Annotated in this window: 4 protein-coding genes; 1 reads left to right on the top strand and 3 read right to left on the bottom strand. The window is 60.0% G+C overall.

All coding sequences use genetic code 11. From position 1 onward, the window contains the following. Genes EIY71_RS23335 through EIY71_RS23325 form a run of 3 tightly spaced genes read right to left on the bottom strand, consistent with a single transcriptional unit; the run spans nucleotide 1 to nucleotide 5,464 of the window. Entirely contained in the window at nucleotides 1-585 is a 585-nt protein-coding gene (locus tag EIY71_RS23335) for a glutathione S-transferase (RefSeq protein ID WP_085746243.1), read from the bottom strand. Beyond that, nucleotides 582-4,223 carry an AAA family ATPase gene (locus tag EIY71_RS23330; protein ID WP_134023292.1) on the bottom strand — a complete coding sequence of 1,214 codons (3,642 nt, stop codon included), beginning with the start codon at nucleotides 4,221-4,223 and terminating at the stop codon, nucleotides 582-584. The genes EIY71_RS23335 and EIY71_RS23330 overlap by 4 nt, the downstream gene beginning before the upstream one ends. After that, the gene (locus tag EIY71_RS23325) at nucleotides 4,220-5,464 is read right to left on the bottom strand and encodes an exonuclease SbcCD subunit D C-terminal domain-containing protein (protein ID WP_007959327.1); all 1,245 of its coding nucleotides are present in this window, start codon (nucleotides 5,462-5,464) and stop codon (nucleotides 4,220-4,222) included. Before EIY71_RS23325 ends, EIY71_RS23330 begins: the two co-directional genes overlap by 4 nt. A gap of 415 nt (nucleotides 5,465-5,879) precedes the next feature. Between EIY71_RS23325 and EIY71_RS23320 the strand changes: the two genes are divergently transcribed. Next, complete coding sequence (locus tag EIY71_RS23320) at nucleotides 5,880-17,570, top strand: filamentous hemagglutinin N-terminal domain-containing protein (protein WP_134023290.1); 11,691 nt, start codon at nucleotides 5,880-5,882, stop codon at nucleotides 17,568-17,570. The last annotated feature ends 346 nt before the right edge of the window (nucleotides 17,571-17,916 follow it).

The raw sequence follows: 17,916 nt of genomic DNA, 5'->3' as shown, positions 1-17,916 counted from the left end.
CTACTTTTTCATGATGCCGGTGAACAGCTCCGACTCCAGAAACCGCTGCAACCAGGTCTGCAACCGCACGTAAGGCGTCTGCGCAAACCAGTCACGATCCACGTGAGCGAACTGGCGAACGAACGGCAACAGCGCGATATCGGCCAGGCTCGGATGATTGGTCAGCAAGTATTCGCGACCCTCGAGCAACTCATCCAGTTTCTGCAAGAACAGAGCACCTTCCGCCCGATAAACCTCCATCGGCTGTTCCGGATAACGCTCGGCGTACTTGTAGCGATTCAAGTGAACCTTGAACACTTGATCGTTGGCTTCGATCAACTTGGCGATCCTTGAATCGCCCCCCAGCAACCACTCATCCGGATCGTTCTGCGCCAGCGCCCAGCGCATGATCTCCAGACTTTCATCGATCACCTGACCGTCCGCATCCAGCACCGGCACCGTGCCCTTGGGCGAGATCGCCAGCATCTGGGCCGGTTTGGCTTTCAGGCTGACTTCAACGATCTCCACCGGCACACCCGAATAACGCAGGGCCATCCGCGCCCGCATCGCGTACGGGCAGCGGCGGAAGGAATACAGCGTGTTCATTTCACCTCCAGTGTGCTCAAACCGTTGCCCTGGCGCTGTACCTGAATCTGCACCGGGATCCGCTCGTGCATTTCCTGCACGTGGGAAATCACCGCGACCTTGCGGCCCTGAGCCTGCAAGCCGTCGAGGGCGTCCATGGCCAGTTGCAGGGATTCGGGGTCGAGGCTGCCAAAACCTTCGTCGATGAACAGCGATTCGATCTTCAACGTGCTCGACGCCATCGAGGCCAGACCCAGGGCGAGGGCCAGCGACACCAGGAAGGTTTCGCCACCGGACAGCGAATGCACCGAGCGCAGTTCGTCGCCCATTTCGGTGTCCATCACCAGCAGGCCGAGCATGCTGCCGCCACGCTTGAGGCGATAGCGCTTGACCAGTTGCCGCAGCTGCACGTTGGCGTGATGCACCAGCAGGTCGAGGTTGTAGGCCTGGGCGATCTTGCGGAAGGTGTCGCCGGTGGCCGAGCCGATCAGCGCATTGAGCCGCGCCCAGCGCTGATACTCGGCATAGGCGTCGGCGATCTGCTGCGCGAGCGCCTGATTGGCGTTCTGGCGGCGCTGGTCTTCGGCCTGCTCGGCGCGCAGTTCGGCGCATTGCTGTTCGCTGGCCGTGCACTGGTTTTGCAGGTCGGCGAGGGCGCTGGCGAGTTGTTCGGCATCCAGATTGCCGTTGTGCTGGGCCTGATGATCGCGCAGGCGCTGATCGCGTTCCTGCAACAACACCTTGGCCTGTTCAACGGCTTTTTCGTTGCGCTGCAAGCGCTGGCGCAGTTCATCGACTTGCGCGTCATCGACCCGCAGCAGGTCTTCGAGGCCACCGTCATCCAGCTCCGGATGGCGTGCGCGCCAGTCGGCAATCTTGCCGGCCAGATCGCGGTCTTCGCTTTCCAGCGCTTGCAGACGCTCTTGCTGCGCTTTCAGTTCGGCGGCGATTTGCACGAGCTGCGTACGCGCGTCCTGCAGCGCCTGAGTCGTCGTGGATTCGGCGTGGCGCGCCTGTTCTACCGCCTGTTCCAGTTGCTGCTGCCAATGCTCGGCGCAGGTGTGATCGCCCAGCAATTGCCCAAGCTTTTCTTGGCTTGCCTGTTGTTGCCCGGTCAGCGCGTTGAGCTGCTGTTCAGCGTTTTGCAGCTGCTGCGCACGGCCCTGTTGGCGATCCTGTTCTTTCTCAAGCGTCTGCTGGCGTTGTTGCTGTTCGGCCATTTCTTCCTTTTGCTGATCGACTTGCGCCAGACGTTCGGCAATCTGCCGGTCAAGCTGCATGAAGGTCGCGGCCGGTTCGGCGCGCAGGGCTTCGAGGGTGTCGCTCGGCAGCAGTGTGGCGAAGGCCGCCAGTTCTTCATCCAGACGCTGGCGATCAGCACTCAGCTCGCGCTGCTGATTGCTCAGGTGCTGCGACGCTTGCTGGTGCGCCGTCTCGGCCTGACGCAATTGCTGGGTCAGACGCGCCGCATCCTGTTGCAACGTGAGCAGGGCGGTCTGGCGCTGTTCGTCCTGGGTGATGCTCTGGTTCAGTTGATCGTTCTGGCGAGTCAGCCACGCGGCGCGCTTGTCACTGTCCTGATTCAGCAACGACGCAGCCAGCGAATGCGCCTCGATGCTCGGCGTCAGCGATTGTTGCTGAGCAGCCAGTTGTTCCTGCTGTTGCAGCAACTCTTTCTGTTGGGCAATCACGCCACCGACGCTGGCGCGCAGCTCGGTGAGTTTTTCCTTCAGTTGATCGACGGCTTGCTGCGCGCTGGCCTGCTCGCTTTCGTCGTGACGGCCGAGGCTCTGCAGCAGGGCTTCCGGCTGGTGATACGGATGCTCGTTGCTGCCACAAACCGGGCACGGCTGGTCGTCTTGCAACTGCGCGCGCAACTCTTCGACACTGGCACTGCGGGCCAGACGCTGACGTTCGAGCAATTCACGGGTAACACTGAGAGTCTGTTCGGCGACGGTCAGCTCGGACTTGGTTTTCACCCCGTCCTGGGTCAGGCGCTCGCGCTCCTGTTGCGCATCGAGCTGACGCTGTTGCAGCTCGGCACTGCGCTTGTCCAGCTCCTGCTGACTGGCCCACAGGCGCGTCAGGTCTTCGATGGCGCGCAGTTGCTTGCGGTTGTCCTGCAAGAGATTGCCGAGGATGCCGATCTGCTCGGCAACGGCGTCCGGCTCTGCGCCAGCCTCCTTGAACAATACTTCCAGCTGCTGCTTTTGCGTGGCGAGCGCTTCGGTGGCGCGAGTGGCGTTTTCTTCGAGGGAAGCGAGTTCGCTTTGGCCCTTGTTCAACCGATTGCCGATCAGCATCAGTTGCTGCAAGCGGTCGCGATAGGCATTCCACGCTTCGCTCAACGGTGCCAAGTGAGCGCTTTGCTCGAGATCGGCGGCGATACGTTGCAAGCGTTCGGCGACCTGTTTCTGCTGATCGAGCAGGGTCTGGATTGTGCCCTGGCCCTGGGCGCAGGCTTGCTCAGCGGCTTGCTTCGCTTCGGTGCCGGTTGCGACATCCTTGGCAAGGCGGGCGAGGGTGCTTTGCTCCTCGAAAGCCTGGCGCAACAGCGGCGCGCTTTCGCTCAGCTGCGTTTGCGCCTGGGTCAGGGCGATCTGCGCTGCGGCGAGATCCTGTTCCAGTCGCGTCTGGCGCTCGGTCAGCTCGCTATGTTGCTGGGTATGCGCGTGGATCTGTGCAGCGAGTGGCGTCAGCTGGGTATCAAGTTCGGTTTTGCGGGCGAACTGGTGCCGTTGCGGGGCAAGTTGTTCGAGGCGGGTGAGCTTCAGACGCTCACCGGCCAGCGACTCCCTTTCGTGCTCGGCGCTGCGCAGTTGTTCGGCGGCAGCCTGTTGCGAGTCTTGCAGCCGCAGCAGTTCCTTGAGCCGGTCGTGCTGCTGCTCGATTTGTTTGAGCTGCGCCTGCTGCAACTTGAGTTGTTGCTGGGCGGCTTTGAAGCGCTCGTCGAGTTCTGCGCGAGCCTCGGGGGCCAGCGGGGTCACGCCGGTAGCCTGATCCTGCAACTGCTTGTGGGCTTCGCGGGCCTCCTTGGTCTTGTCGAATGCGCGGCGGCCGAGGCGGGTGTAGAGCGCGGTATCGGTGAGTTTTTCCAGCAGTTCGCTGCGGTCGTTGTCGTCGGCTTTGAGGAACGCACTGAATTCGCTCTGGGCCAGCAGCACGGCGCGGGTGAATTGTTCGAAGTTCAGGCCCAGCGCGGCTTCAAGCTGAGTCTTGTACTCGCCTTTCTGGCTGGCGAGCAGTTGATCCTGATCGATGTCGCGCAGGCTCTGACGGCTGGCCTGCAACTTGCCGCCGGCCTTTTCCCGAGCGCGGTTGGCTTCCCAGCGCGCGCGATAGCGACGGCCATCGACGCCGACAAAATCCACCTCGGCAAAACCTTCACCCGTGCCGCGACGCAGCAGGGTGCGCGGGTCGCCAGTGGCGATTTCGCCGTCGGCGTCCGGCACCTTGGCGTCACGCCCGGTGTTGTTCAGACGCGGCACGGCGCCGAATAGCGCCAGACACAGCGCATCGAGCAAGGTACTTTTGCCGGCGCCGGTCGGGCCGGTGATCGCAAACAGTCCGGCGCTGGCCAGCGGTTCGGCGGTGAAGTCGATCTCGAACGGGCCGGCCAGCGAAGCGAGGTTCTTCAAACGAATGGCGAGAATCTTCATGGCTGCTCGCCCTCCATCTGGACGTCTTGCAGCAGCTCGGCGAAGTCCTTGAGGGTTTGCTCATCGACCTCGCTGCCGTAGTTGTCGAGCCAGGCGCGGCTGAACAATTCCTGCGGCGTGAGCTGGTCCAGTTCGATCAGCGCGCTGCCGTCCTCGGCGCCGTCAGCGCCCCGGTTGCCGGCGTATTCGGCGGCAATTCGCACCAGTCGCACAGCCTTGCCTTGCAGGGCGCTTTCGACCTGATGGCGCAGATCCGGCTGCGGTTCGTCGAGGCGCACCCGCACTTCCAGCCACGGCTGGCGCTGGGTTTCGGCCAGCAGGTCGATGTTCGGCAGGTCCGCCAGTTGCAGCAGGATTTCCGCCAGCGGCGCAGGGCCGAGACGCTGCAGATTGACGGAGCGGGGGATCAGCATTGGCTCGACGCTGACCAGGGTTTCGCCGTCCAGAACGACGTCGAGCACCTGATGCTGATAGCTGATTTCCGAAAATGACAACGGGATCGGTGAACCGCTGTAGCGAATCCGTTCTTCACCGTTGACCTTCTGCGGCTTGTGCAAATGGCCGAGGGCGACATAGCTGATGCTCGGCCCGAACAGGCTGGCGGGCAGGGCTTCGGCGTTGCCGATGATCAGGCTGCGCTCGGAGTCTTCCGATACCGAACCACCGGCCATGTGCGCGTGGCTGATGGCGACCAGTGCCTGGCCCGGTTGGCGCTTGGCATTCGCTGCTTCGATCAGCCATTCATGCACCTGACCTATGCCGCGCAGGTAGTTGTCGCCGAGATGCGCGCCGGTCACTTCGGCAGGCCGCAGGAACGGCAGCGCCAGGCACCACGCGGCAATCTCGCCGGACGCATTCGGCAGCGGCAACAACAGACGCTCCGCATCCAGTTGCCCGTCATCCAGCCACAACACCCTGCCCAGCGCATGGGTACGCAAACGCCGCATCAACGGCGCGGGCAGTTCGATCCGCGAACCGGAATCGTGGTTGCCGGCGATCATCACGATGGTCAGCAACGGCTGCTGTTCATGGGCGCTGACGATGAAGTCGTAGAGGCGTTCCTGGGCTTTGACCGGTGGATTGACCGTGTCGAAGATGTCGCCGGCAATCAGCAGCACGTCCGGCTGCGCCAGCTTCAATTGGCGCAGCAGCCACTCGAGAAAACAGGCGTGCTCGAAATCGCGTTCCTGGCCGTGCAGGTTCTGCCCAAGGTGCCAGTCGGAGGTGTGAAACAGACGCAAGGCTGACTCCGCAATATAAAGAAGTGATGGCCACCGGGATGAGAGGGGCGGCGAAAGAGGGGAGAGTTTACAGATTATTGCGCCAGGAGGCGCTGACCCTGCCCGGGGACGTCAGTTGAAGGGTATTTGACGGCATGATGACCGTTCGTCGGCAACGCCGGGTCGTCGCATCCAATAATTGACGCCAAAATAGTGGCCATCTAATATCGCGCCATTAATTTGATATCAGTGTGCCGCTACGAGGGAACGAACAGGCGTTCATGGCTTTTGCCGTGATCGTCCGGGCAACGCTTGATCGCCTTGCGCAACTTTCTCCCTATCCGATTTTGCTCTGACGGGCGCCATCCGCAACCCCGTCGGGATCGTCGCGCCTGCCTTCAAATCGCCCATCCTGCCTGTGCATTGAGACCTTTACATGGACGTTCGTCAGTTCTCCTTTCTCGCTCGCCTGCCATCTGCCGCCGTAAAAAGCCGTGATCAGTTCTGCGGTATGCCCAAGCGCGGACTGGCGTTTTTGCTGGCCAACGTCATGTTCTGGCAGCCGATGTGGGCCCAGGCCGACGGCATCGTGGTGGCCAACCCTGGCACCACTCTCGATCGCGCCGGCAATGGGGTGCAGATCATCAACATCGCCACGCCCAATGGCAGCGGTCTGTCGCACAACCAGTTTCATGACTACAACGTCGGGGCGCAGGGCGTAATCCTCAACAACGGCTCCAACCAGGCTTCGTCCACTCAATTGGGCGGCTACATCATTGACAACCCGCACCTGAAAAACAGTGGTTCGGCACAGGCGATCCTCAACGAAGTCATCGGTGGCAGCCCGAGCCAATTGCGCGGCTACACCGAAGTGGCGGGGCAGTCGGCGCGGGTGATCGTCGCCAACCCGTACGGCATCAGTTGCAACGGTTGCGGTTTCATCAACACGCCCCGCGTCACCCTCACCACCGGCAAACCGGTGCTGGATGGCAGCGGTCGCCTCGACCGTTTCCAGGTCGATCAGGGCAGCGTCGCCATCGAGGGCGCGGGGCTTAACGCAACCAATGTCGACCGCTTCGAAATCATCACCCGCTCGGCGAAGATCAACGCCGAGATCCAGGCGAAAAACCTGACCATCGTTGCCGGGCGCAACGACGTCAACGCCAACAACCTCAACGCCACGGCCCGCGCTGACGACGGCAGCGCCAAACCGCAACTGGCCATTGACTCTTCGGCGCTGGGCGGGATGTACGCCGGTGCGATCAAACTGGTCGGCACCGAAGCCGGGGTCGGGGTGAAACTCGACGGCAAACTGATCGCCAGCGGCGGTGACATCCAGCTCGACGCCAACGGCCAGCTCAGCCTGGCCGAAACCTCGGCCACCGGCGCGGTCAACGTCAAGGCCGCCAGCCTGGAGACCCGCTCGGCGGTCTACGCCGGCACCTCGCTGAACGTACAGACTCAGGGCGATCTGACCAACCGACAGACTCTCGCGGCGCGGGACAGCATCAGCCTCAGTGCGGGCGGTCAGTTGACCAACGCCGGGGCCATTGAAGCCGGGGTCAATGCTGATGGCAGTCGCAATGCCAATGGTGATCTGAGCCTGAGCGCGCAAAACATCGACAACCGTGGCAAGAGCCTGGTGGCCAGCCGCAATCTGGCGGTGAATGCCGCGCAGGTGCTGAGTAACCAGGGCGGCACGCTGAGCGCTGCGCAGATCGCAAGCATCGTTGCAGGGACACTGGACAACCAGAATGACGGGCGTGTGCTGAGCAAAGGCGCGCTGAACGTGACCGCCAGTCAAGTGCTCAACAGCCAAGGTTTGATCGACGCAAAGGGTAACCTGACGGCCACGATCGGTCAGTTGAACAACAGCAACGGCCAGGTTTCGAGTTCCGGTATCACTCGACTCAGCGGAACCTCCGTCAACAACCTCGGCGGCCAAATCCTGGGTGATCTGGGGCTTAACATTGATCTCAGTGCCGCGCTGGACAATCGCGACGGCATGCTCGGTTCCGGCGTTGCTCTCGATCTCAAGGCCGGTAGTCTCGATAACCGCGACGCCGGGGTCGTGGTCAGCGATGGCGGTCTTGTGGTGCGGGTCAGCGGTCTGCTCGACAACCGCAACAAGGGCGAAATCACTGCCAAGGGCGCCATTGACGCGCAGGCCGGTCATCTCGACAACCGTGACGGCAAAGTCATCGGCAAAGGAACGCTGGCACTGCGCAGTGATTCGGCAGACAACCGTGGCGGCGCGCTGCAAGGCGACGGGCAACTGACGCTGAACGTCGATCGACTGGATAACCGCGACAACGGTCTGATCATCGGCAAGGCTGGCATCACATACGCAGGCACGCGCCTGGACAACAGCAGTGGCCTGGTCAGTGCTGTCGGCCCGGTGGGTATCAAGGCTGGCGAGGTGCAGAACGCCAAAGGGCGGATCTCCAGCCAGGGCGACTTGACCGCGACCATAGGCCTGCTGCAACAGCAGGGCGGCGCACTGGTCGCACAGGGCAACCTGAGCCTGACCGGCACCACACTCGACAACCGTAACGGCGGGCTGATCGGCACAAAAAAAGCGCTGACTCTCGCGGTCGATGACATCGATAACCGGGCGGGCGAGCTATCTGGCAGCCTGTTGCTCAACATCAAGGGCCAGCGGCTGGACAACAGCGACGGTGGCAAGGTTCTCGCAGCCAGCGATCTGGAACTGGCGGTTGCCCGGTTGATCAACCAGAGCAAAGGCATGATCGTCGCCAGTGGTGCGACGAAACTGACCGGCAGCACGCTGGATAACACCGGTGGCTCGTTCGATAGCTTGAAGGGCCTGGTCATCACACTGGACGATGCACTGCTCAACGGCCAGGGGCTCATCAGCAGCGAAGGCACGTTGACCATCAATGCCGGCCGTGTCGATAACAATGCCGGCAACCTGACCAGCGCCGGCGCCCTGGCGTTGACCAGTCTTGGCGCGCTGCTCAATCAGGGTGGCTCCATCAGCACCGACAGCACTCTGAAACTCAAGAGCGCCAGTCTCGACAACAGTCACAGCGGTCTGATCTCCGGCAAGGACAACAGCCGGATCGACAGCGGCGATGTCGACAACAGTCAGGGCGGGCGCCTGATCAGCGGTGGAACGCTGGACTTCACGGCGGGGCAGGTGAACAACGCTGCAGGCCGCATCGCCAGTCAGCAAGCCATGACCATGTCGGTCACCGGCCTCGATCAGCAGGGCGGTGAACTGTTCAGCAAGACCAGCCTGAGTCTTGATTTGAACAACGGCCAGTTGAACAACCAGAACGGTTTGATCAATGCGCCCGGCGAATTGCTGCTCAAGCAACTCAATGGCGTGAACAACCAGGGCGGCGAAATCTCCAGCCAGCAAGCCTTCGCACTGACCGCCCATGACCTGGACAACAGCAACGGTAAACTGCTGAGTCAGCAAGGCTTGACCGTACGCATTGCGCAGGCGCTGAACAACGCCAAAGGCGTTATTTCCGGGGCATCGCTGGACAGTCACAGCGCCAGCCTCGACAACAATGAAGGCTTGATCAGCAGCCGTGGCCCACTGACGCTGACGACCGACAACACCCTGGATAACCAGCTCGGTACGGTGATTGCCGACGGCAAACTCGAACTGACGGCGCAGACGCTGGACAACCGTGGCGGCAGCATCGCCGGCAAGTCGGATGCCACCGTACAGGCGAAAAAGCTCGATAACCAGGACGGCCAGTTGATCGCCACCGGCGTCCTCAAAATCGATGCCGACCTGCTCGACAACCGTCAGGGCGGACTGCTCGGCTCGACCAAGGCGATGACCTTGAACGTCGACGACGTGGATAACCGCGGCGGTGAAATCAGCACCAACAGCGACCTGCAGGTGATTGGCAAAAAACTCGACAACAGTGACGCCGGCAAGATCTTCACCGGCCAATCGTTGACGCTGACCGTTGAGCAACTGATCAACCGCAACAAGGGCCTGATCAGTGCCAGCACTTCGCTCGACCTGCACGGCGATTCACTGGACAACAGTGGTGGCGAGTTGCTCAGTCAGCAGGCCATGGCTCTGACGCTGAGCGGTGCATTCGACAACAGCCAGGGCAAGGTCAGCAGCGAAAGCGCCCTGACGGTCAAAACCTCGCAACTGACCAACATCAAGGGCAGCCTTTCCAGCGCTGCGGACCTGACAATCGAGAGTCGCGGCAGCGTTGATAACCAGGGCGGGGCGGTGGTCACCGATGGGGCGCTGGTGCTCGGCAGCACCCGCCTCGACAACCGTCAGGCAGGCACACTCAGCGCCAAGGGCGCGGCCAGCGTCACCACAGGCGACTTCGACAACAGCACCGGCAAGCTCAGCAGCGCCGACACCCTGAACCTTGTCGCGGGAAAGGTCACCAACCGCGATGGCGGGCAGATTGGTAGCCAGGGCGCTTTGACGGCGTCGGTCACAGGGCTTGAGCAACAGGGCGGCAAGCTTTTCAGCAACACTCGCCTGAGCCTGGACATGAACAATGGCCAGCTCAATAACCAGAATGGCTTGATCAATGCCCCCGGTACGTTGCTGCTCAAGCAGCTCAATGGCGTGAACAACCAGGGCGGAGAAATTTCCAGCGGTGAAGCCTTTACCGTGGCGGCGCAAAATCTGGACAACAGCAATGGCAAATTGCTGAGCACCCAGAGCCTGACGCTGCGCATCGCCCAGGCACTGGACAACGTCAAAGGCATGATCGGTGCGGCATCGATCGATGCCCGTGCCGGCAGTCTGAACAGCAGTGGCGGCAGTCTGGTCAGCCGCGGTGATCTTGACCTGACTGTCGATGGCCTGCTGCGCAACGACAGCGACGGCCTGGTGAGTGCGGCGCAAGCGTTGCGTATTCGCAGCGCCGACCTGAACAACCAGGGCGGTGTTTTGCAGGGCATCGGCGGCGTCACGCTCAATGCCATGGCCCTGAACAACCGCGACAAAGGCTTGATCAACAGCCAGGGCAGTCTGTCCCTGACGGCGACAGCGCTGGACTCCAGCGATGGCGGCGAAGTCTCTGCCGGCGGCGACATCGACCTGACCTTGACCTCCCTGACCCAGAACGGCGGGCGCCTGCTGGGCGACAAAGCCGTTACCGTGGATCTGGCCAATGGCGACCTCGACAACACCAATGGTTTGTTGACGGCCAAGGGGCCGTTGACCCTCAAGCGCCTGCGCGACCTGAACAACCAGGGCGGTGAAATCTCCAGCAGCCTGGGTTTCGACGTCATTGCCCGGGCGTTGAACAACAATGCCGGCAAGATCATCAGCGGCGAGAAACTGAAGCTCAGCGGCACCACCCTGACCAACCAGAATGGCTTGCTCTCGGGCTGGCAGCAGTTGAACGTCAGTGGTGACAGTCTGGACAACCGCGCCAACGGCACGCTCTCAAGCCGCAACGGTGACGTGTCGGTCGATCTCAAGGGCGCTCTGCTCAACAGCGGTAACGGCGCTCTGGTTTCGCAAGGCAGTCTGACCGTCAATGCCGGCAGCCTCGACAACAGCGACAAAGGCATCCTCAGCAGTGCGGCAGGGCAGACCCTCACGCTCAAAGGCGCACTCAACAACAATCAGGGCGGCCTGATCGACAGTGGCGCCGCACTGGACATCACCAGCACTGCACTGACCAACGTCGGTGGTTCTATCAACGCGCTCCAGGCGCTCACTGCCAACGCTACGAGCCTGGATAACAGCGGGGGCAAATTCGCGGCCAACGGCGCGATCAACCTGAACCTGTCGGGACAGCTGAACAACAACGCCGGCAAACTGGCGGGCACCGGTCCGGTCGTGATCAAAGGCGTCAGCGATCTGAGCAACCGCAACGGCCAGCTCGCCAGTCAAGGTTCGCTGCAACTGCTGACCGGCTCGCTGGACAACGGTAGCAAAGGCACCATTGCGGCCAAGGATGGCTTGTTGATCACCGCCAGCGCCGCCGTGCGCAACGATGCCGACGGCTTGATCTACAGCCAGACCGGCAGCCTGCAACTCAAGGCGGCGAGCCTGGCCAACGGCAAAGGTTCGATCCAGAGCCAGACCGGCCTGACGCTCGACGTTACTGGCGATCTCGATAACCAGAGCGGAAAAATCATCGCTCAGGAAGGCGACGTGACGGTCGGTGCGGCCAGCATCGATAACCGCGGCGGGATTCTGTCCAGCATCAAGGGTGCCCTCGAGGCACGTACCGTCGGTGTCCTGCGCAATGGCTTCGACCTGAACAACAATCGCCAGGGCGGCGTCATTCAGGCTCAGGGCCTGAAACTGTCGGCACTGGCCGGCCTGAACAACAATGGCGGGCGCATCTCGGCGCAAGGCGCCGACGCGAACATCACCACCGCTGCATTCGATAACCGTAATGGCGTGATCTACGCCAAAGGGCTGGTTGGCGTAAGCGGCACGAGTCTGGACAACGGTGCCGGGCAGATCGCCGCCGAGCGCATCGATTTTGGCTTGAGTGGTGCGCTGATTAACGGCGCGGGTGTCATTGAAAGCAACACCCGACTGACCGTCAAAGCGGCCAGCGTCAATAACCAGAGTGGCCGACTGCGTTCGCTGGGCACCTCTGGCAAGACCGAATTCCAGATCGGCGGCCTGCTGGATAACCGCAATGGCGTGCTGGAAACCGCGAACACCGACATGACCCTGGCCGTCGGCAGCTTCCTCAACGGTGGCGGGCAGCTCAACCACGTCGGTCGCGGCAAGTTCGATCTCTCCACGACCAACGTGATCGGTGCCGGCGGCAGCATTACCACCGGCGGCCTTCTGGATTTGACGGCCGACACCTGGAACAACTCCAGCGTGATTCAGGCCGGGCGATTGAACGTGAACGTCCGCCAGTTCAGCCAGAGCGCCAGCGGCAAGCTGCTGGCCTCCGATCTTCTGCAGATACGTGGGGGCAACTGGACCAACGACGGACTGCTCGCCAGTGATGGCCTGATTCATATGCAACTGACCGGCGCCTATGGCGGCAACGGGCGTATGTCGAGTCAGCGTGGTCTCAACCTGAGTGCAGCGCAAGTCAACATCGGTGGTGCCGGCAGCATCGCCGCTGGCGGATCGTCGACGATCAGTACCGGTGGATCGCTCGTCAACTCGGGCCGCATCACCTCCAGTGAAGATCTGACCGTGAACGCCGGCAGTGTCGCCAACTACGGCACGTTGGGTGCGGCGCAGAACCTGAACATCAACACCCCTTCATTGCTCAATGACCGCGGGTTGATCTTCAGCGGCAAGGACATGACGCTCAGTGTTGGCAATCTGACCAACCAGCATGGTGATTTCTACGGTCTGGGTAATGTTGTTGTCGGTGGTTACGGCGGTGCAGCGAGGGCGGCAGGCGTCTACAACATCTCCGGTTCCATGGAGAGCGGTGGCGCGTTCACGATGAATGCCGATGTCTTCGAAAACCGCTCCGAAGGCCCAGTGATGTCGGGTGACCGCAAACTGGTCTCTGGCTACATTGCCAATATTTGCAACGACTGCCGCGGCGGGACATTCGTTTTCACGCTTTCGGCTCATGAGCTTTATCAAAGTACTGACACTGATACCAGCGCCTCTGCCGTATTGAATGTAGGCAAGGACTTCGTTTTCCAGGGCGGGACTTTTCTTAACAGCAAAAGCACCGTGGCTGCCGGCGGCAATATCAGCATCACGGCCGACAGCCTCAAAAACATTGGTGCCAAGAGCGGCACCATCGAACGTACAAGCACTTACGTCCTGACCATGGGAGCGGGCGATACTCCACGGTTTTTCGAAAGCGTCGTAATGCCTTACAACCAGCGCAACAATCCTGATTTCCCGTATGTGTATTACATCGATCCGGCGGGTGCTATCCGTAAAGCCATTCCGACATCCGGTCGTGTCAGAGAAGGGAACCGGGACGGCGAGTGGTACAACGTGGTGGGTCTCAAGGACAGTGAGACAGGCGCAACGGTCAGTGCGTTACGTGGCTATAACATCGCACTGCCTGGTTTGAACTATGGCTTTGAATCCACAACGCCATCTCTTTATGACAAGAATAATCTGGTCGAACTGCCCGCTCAGTTGACTCAGTACAAACCTGAGTCCGTCACTGAAGTCGCTGTTGACAGCACAGGTGCAGCGAGCACAGGTACAAGCCGCAATGCTGTCATTCAGGCCGGTGGCAACGTTTCGATCACCGCCGTCAAGGACGTGGAGAACAGCGTCATCCACCAGGATTACGGCGCTACTGGCGGTACCAACAAAGTCGCAGACACTCGGGTTGGCAACACCGGCATAGCGGTCATCAGGATCAACAGCCAGTTGCCACCGGAGCTGGCCCAGCAGCAGGTCAATCCACTGACCTTGCCGGGCTTCTCCTTGCCGGTAGGCGACAAAGGTCTTTTCCGTCTGAGCACCCAGGGGGGCAGTGACCTTTCTCCTGTAGTCGCTACAGGTCCATCGCCCACCTGGACAATGACCGGCGAGTCGGTCAAGGCCGAGCAGCATCTGGTCGCAGGCACCAGCGGCGGTCCGCGCAATTTGCTGGTCGATGCTCCTGCACCGGTCTCTGACAGCACGCGCGCCGTCGATACCTTTCGACGCGACCCGACCATGGTCAAAGCGGTCGCCAGCACGCTGGATGTGAACGTTCCGGTGAATCCGGCCGGTCCCGGCAGGGGCGGACGTGGCAATGACGCCCGGGAGTCGATCGACAGTCGCCCGGTCACCCGCGTGACGGGCCTGCCAGACACCAAGGCCCCGGCGAACGGCCACAAATACCTGATCGAAACCAACCCGGCGCTGACCGATCTCAAGTCCTTCATGAGTTCGGACTACCTGCTCGGCAAACTCGGTTACGACCCGGACCAGAGCGCCAAGCGTCTCGGTGACGGACTCTTCGAGCAGCGTCTGGTGCAGCAAGCCGTGACCGCGCGCACCGGCCAGGCCTTCATCGATGGCCGAAGCAACAACGAGGACATGTTCCGCTACCTGATGGACAACGCCATCGCCAGCAAGGACGCCCTCAACCTGTCGATGGGCGTGGGCCTCACTGCCGAACAGGTGGCGGCGCTGACCCACGATATCGTCTGGCTCGAAGAGCACGAAGTGAACGGTGAAAAAGTGCTGGTGCCGGTGCTGTACCTGGCCCAGGCCAACGGCCGTCTCGGCCCGACCGGTGCGTTGATTTCCGGTAAGGACGTGACGCTGATTGCCGGCGGGAATCTGGATAACGTCGGGACGTTGAAGGCGACGAATGATTTGATGGCTATCGCCGGTAACGACGTTGTCAACAGCGGAGTGATTGAGGCGGGAAATCGCCTGGATGTTCTGGCGGGCAATGATGTCGTCAACAAATCCGGCGGCATCATCACCGGGCGGGATGTAAACGTGACAGCGATTCGTGGAGACGTACTTAACGAGCGAACCATTACGACCCAGACCAATAACACCCGCCTCGCCTCTCAAAGTCATGACTTCGCCGACAGCGCAGCAAGAATTGAAGCGGCCAATGATCTGACGGTAATGGCAGGCCAGGACATCAATGTTAAAGGCGCAGTCATGCAGAGTGGCCGGGACATGACGTTCAACGCAGCTCGCGACATCAACGTGACGTCAGCGCAGGTGGCGAACAGCGTCTATTACGACAGTCGGCACAACAGCAGCAATGTCACTCAGTTGGGTTCGGAACTGGACTCGGGTCGCGATGTATCCATGCGCTCCGGCCGCGACATAACAGTCGTTGCCAGCAAGATTGACGCTGAACGCAATGTCGCGATGGCCGCGACCGGTGACTTGACGATCAGTTCGGCCGCAGATGAGGAGCACTCCCTGTCGAAGAGCAAGAAACTTACAAAGCAGGAAGATCACGTCAGCCAGGTCATGAGCGATATCAAGGCTGGTGGCAGTGTTGCAATGAGTGCAGGTGATGACATGGCGGTGATCTCCAGTCGCATCAGCGCCGGTGACGAGGCGTACTTGGTTGCCGGAGACCGACTGGACATTCTTGCCGCGCAGGACACTGACTACTCGTTGTATGACAAGAAGAAGAAAGGCTCATTCGGGTCCAAACAAACCAAGCGCGATGAGGTGACTCAGGTCACTCATATCGGTAGTGAAATCACGTCTGGCTCCAACATGGTTTTGGCAAGCGGTGGGGATCAGCGTTACCAGGCTGCGAATCTGCAAAGTGGTGGCGATCTCACGATCAACAGTGGCGGCTCAGTCACGTTCGAAGGTGTGAAGGATCTGCATCAGGAAAGCCACGAGAAGAGCAGTTCCAGTCAGGCCTGGACGTCCATGTCGGGTAAAGGCAGCACCGATGAGACGTTGAAACAGACCCAGATGACGGCCGCAGGAAAGCTGGCAATCCATGCGGTTGACGGGCTGAAAATCGATGTCAGACAGGTCAACCAGCAAACCGTAAGCGAAGCCATTGATGCGATGGTCAAGGCGGATCCGAAACTTGCGTGGCTCAAGGATGCCGAGCAACGGGGTGACGTGGACTGGCAACTGATCAAGGAAACCCACGAATCGTTCAAATACAGCAATTCGAGCCTGGGTCAGGGCGCGATGCTGGCAATCATTATCGTCATGACCGTATTGACCGCCGGAGCGGCAAGTGGTCTGGCGGGCACAATGGCGGGTGCGACAGCTGGCTCGGGCTCGGCAATGGCTGCGGGATCGGCGACCATGGCAGCGGGCTGGGGGAACGTTATGGCAACCAGCGTAATGACCTCGATGGCCGGCTCGGCGACGGTGAGCGCCATCAACAATAAAGGCAATCTGGGCGCGGTCGTAAAAGATGTCACCAGTACCCAGAGTCTGAAGGGCTACGCTACATCCGCCCTGACAGCGGGCATCACTTCCGGGTATCTGGATGAGGCGTTTGGTGCATCGACCAATCCCACAGCAGGAATCACGAAAGGATTCGATCTCGGAAAGTTGAGCGGCATTGGTGACTACATCAAGTATTCTTTGGCCCAAAGCGCGACACAGGCCGGAGTAAGCACCCTCATCAATGGCGGTAGCCTTGGTCAAAACCTGATGACAGCGATTGCATCGCAAGCCAATAACGTCGCCATGGCAACCGGGTTCAACTTTGTCGGCGATTACGTGAAATATCCAACAGGCAGTTTCGAAAAAGTACTGGCCCATACACTGATGGGAGGGTTGCTGGCTCAAATCACTGGGGGAGATTTCAAAACGGGTGCGGCAGCAGCAGGCGCCAATGAAGCGTTGAGTGGAATTCTTGATGGAATGACCAAGGGCGACAAGCAACTTGAACTAATGGCTTCTCAATTGACCGGTATTCTGGCGGCGACTGCCGTCGGAGGTGATGTACAGCTTGGGGCGGACATTGCCAAATACGCAACGGCGTTCAATCGTCAAGGGCATGAGGAGGAAGAGCATGCCAAGGAAGAAGAGGCCAGTAAGGGCGACTTCAAAAAGGAAAACCTCGATAAAGCGACTTGCTACATGATCCGGTGCTGGGCCCAGTATGAAAGGGGGAGTGCCGAGTATCGTGCAAATTACCTCACGGAGGCTGATATGGCCGGGCTCAGCAATGAGTTGACCTGGGCTGATGCACAGCGTGACAGGGGTTTGTTTGACTATACTTATTTTGATTCAGTCTCGGATTTTGCAACGCGTGATGCCTTTCCTCTGGGAGCCGATGCTCTTCAGGCGGGTCTCGGGGTGGGAACCGTGGTATCGGGTTTCAGTCTGTGCGCCACTGTTGCAGGTTGCGCCTTTGGAGGGCCTATGGCGACGATTGGAGCAGGTAACGCTGTAGAAGGCAGTAGCGGTTTTTATAACCACATCTTTGGTGATGAGCCCTTCCGATATAATCCTGTAAAGGACGCATTTTCATACTTTGGAGGTGAGTATGGATCTGCTGCATACAGCGGTGCGGATCTGTTCTTCAGTGCAGGGTCGGGGTTCGTAAAAGTACCTTTGAGAATATCGTCGGACGGACTAAAGAACACCAAGTCGCTATTCGGTGTGACAGTGGAAAAATTTGATAATAATTTCGTCGTGCCTGTTTTTGGTAAGACTTTTCCTTTCGGGAGCGCTCTGGGTATGTATCTGTATGGTGTGACTGGAAAGGCGTCTGACTTTTATAAGGAACTAAATAGTGGCAAGTAGAAATATATTCGCCAGATCGGTCGTTTTGTTGTGTGTCGTCTGGTTTGTGTTCATGGTGTCTTTGCTGCTTTCTCTTGTAGTGGTTTCACTGTTGATGGCGGCGCTATATGTTTTTTTCGAGCCTGATTTCAGGTTGGTATTCAAGTGTGTCGGGATTCCATTGGCATTGGTTCTGTCGGCGCGATGGATTTACAAGAACCTGGCTCGTGTGAAAGACTTTGCTGATGGGTGAAAGGTGCGAGGTGGAAAGGAAGGACGGATTTATTTATTGCTTACTGTTGTAAATAAATCTGACCACTTCTTGAGAGCAGCAAAGCACAAGCAGAAAAAGGGGCGGATTTATTTG

Source organism: Pseudomonas sp. CH235, from assembly GCF_004368175.1.
GTDB lineage: Bacteria > Pseudomonadota > Gammaproteobacteria > Pseudomonadales > Pseudomonadaceae > Aquipseudomonas > Aquipseudomonas paraglycinae.
Note: the sequence above shows the minus strand (reverse complement) of the source record. Positions and strands in the feature narration are given on the sequence as shown.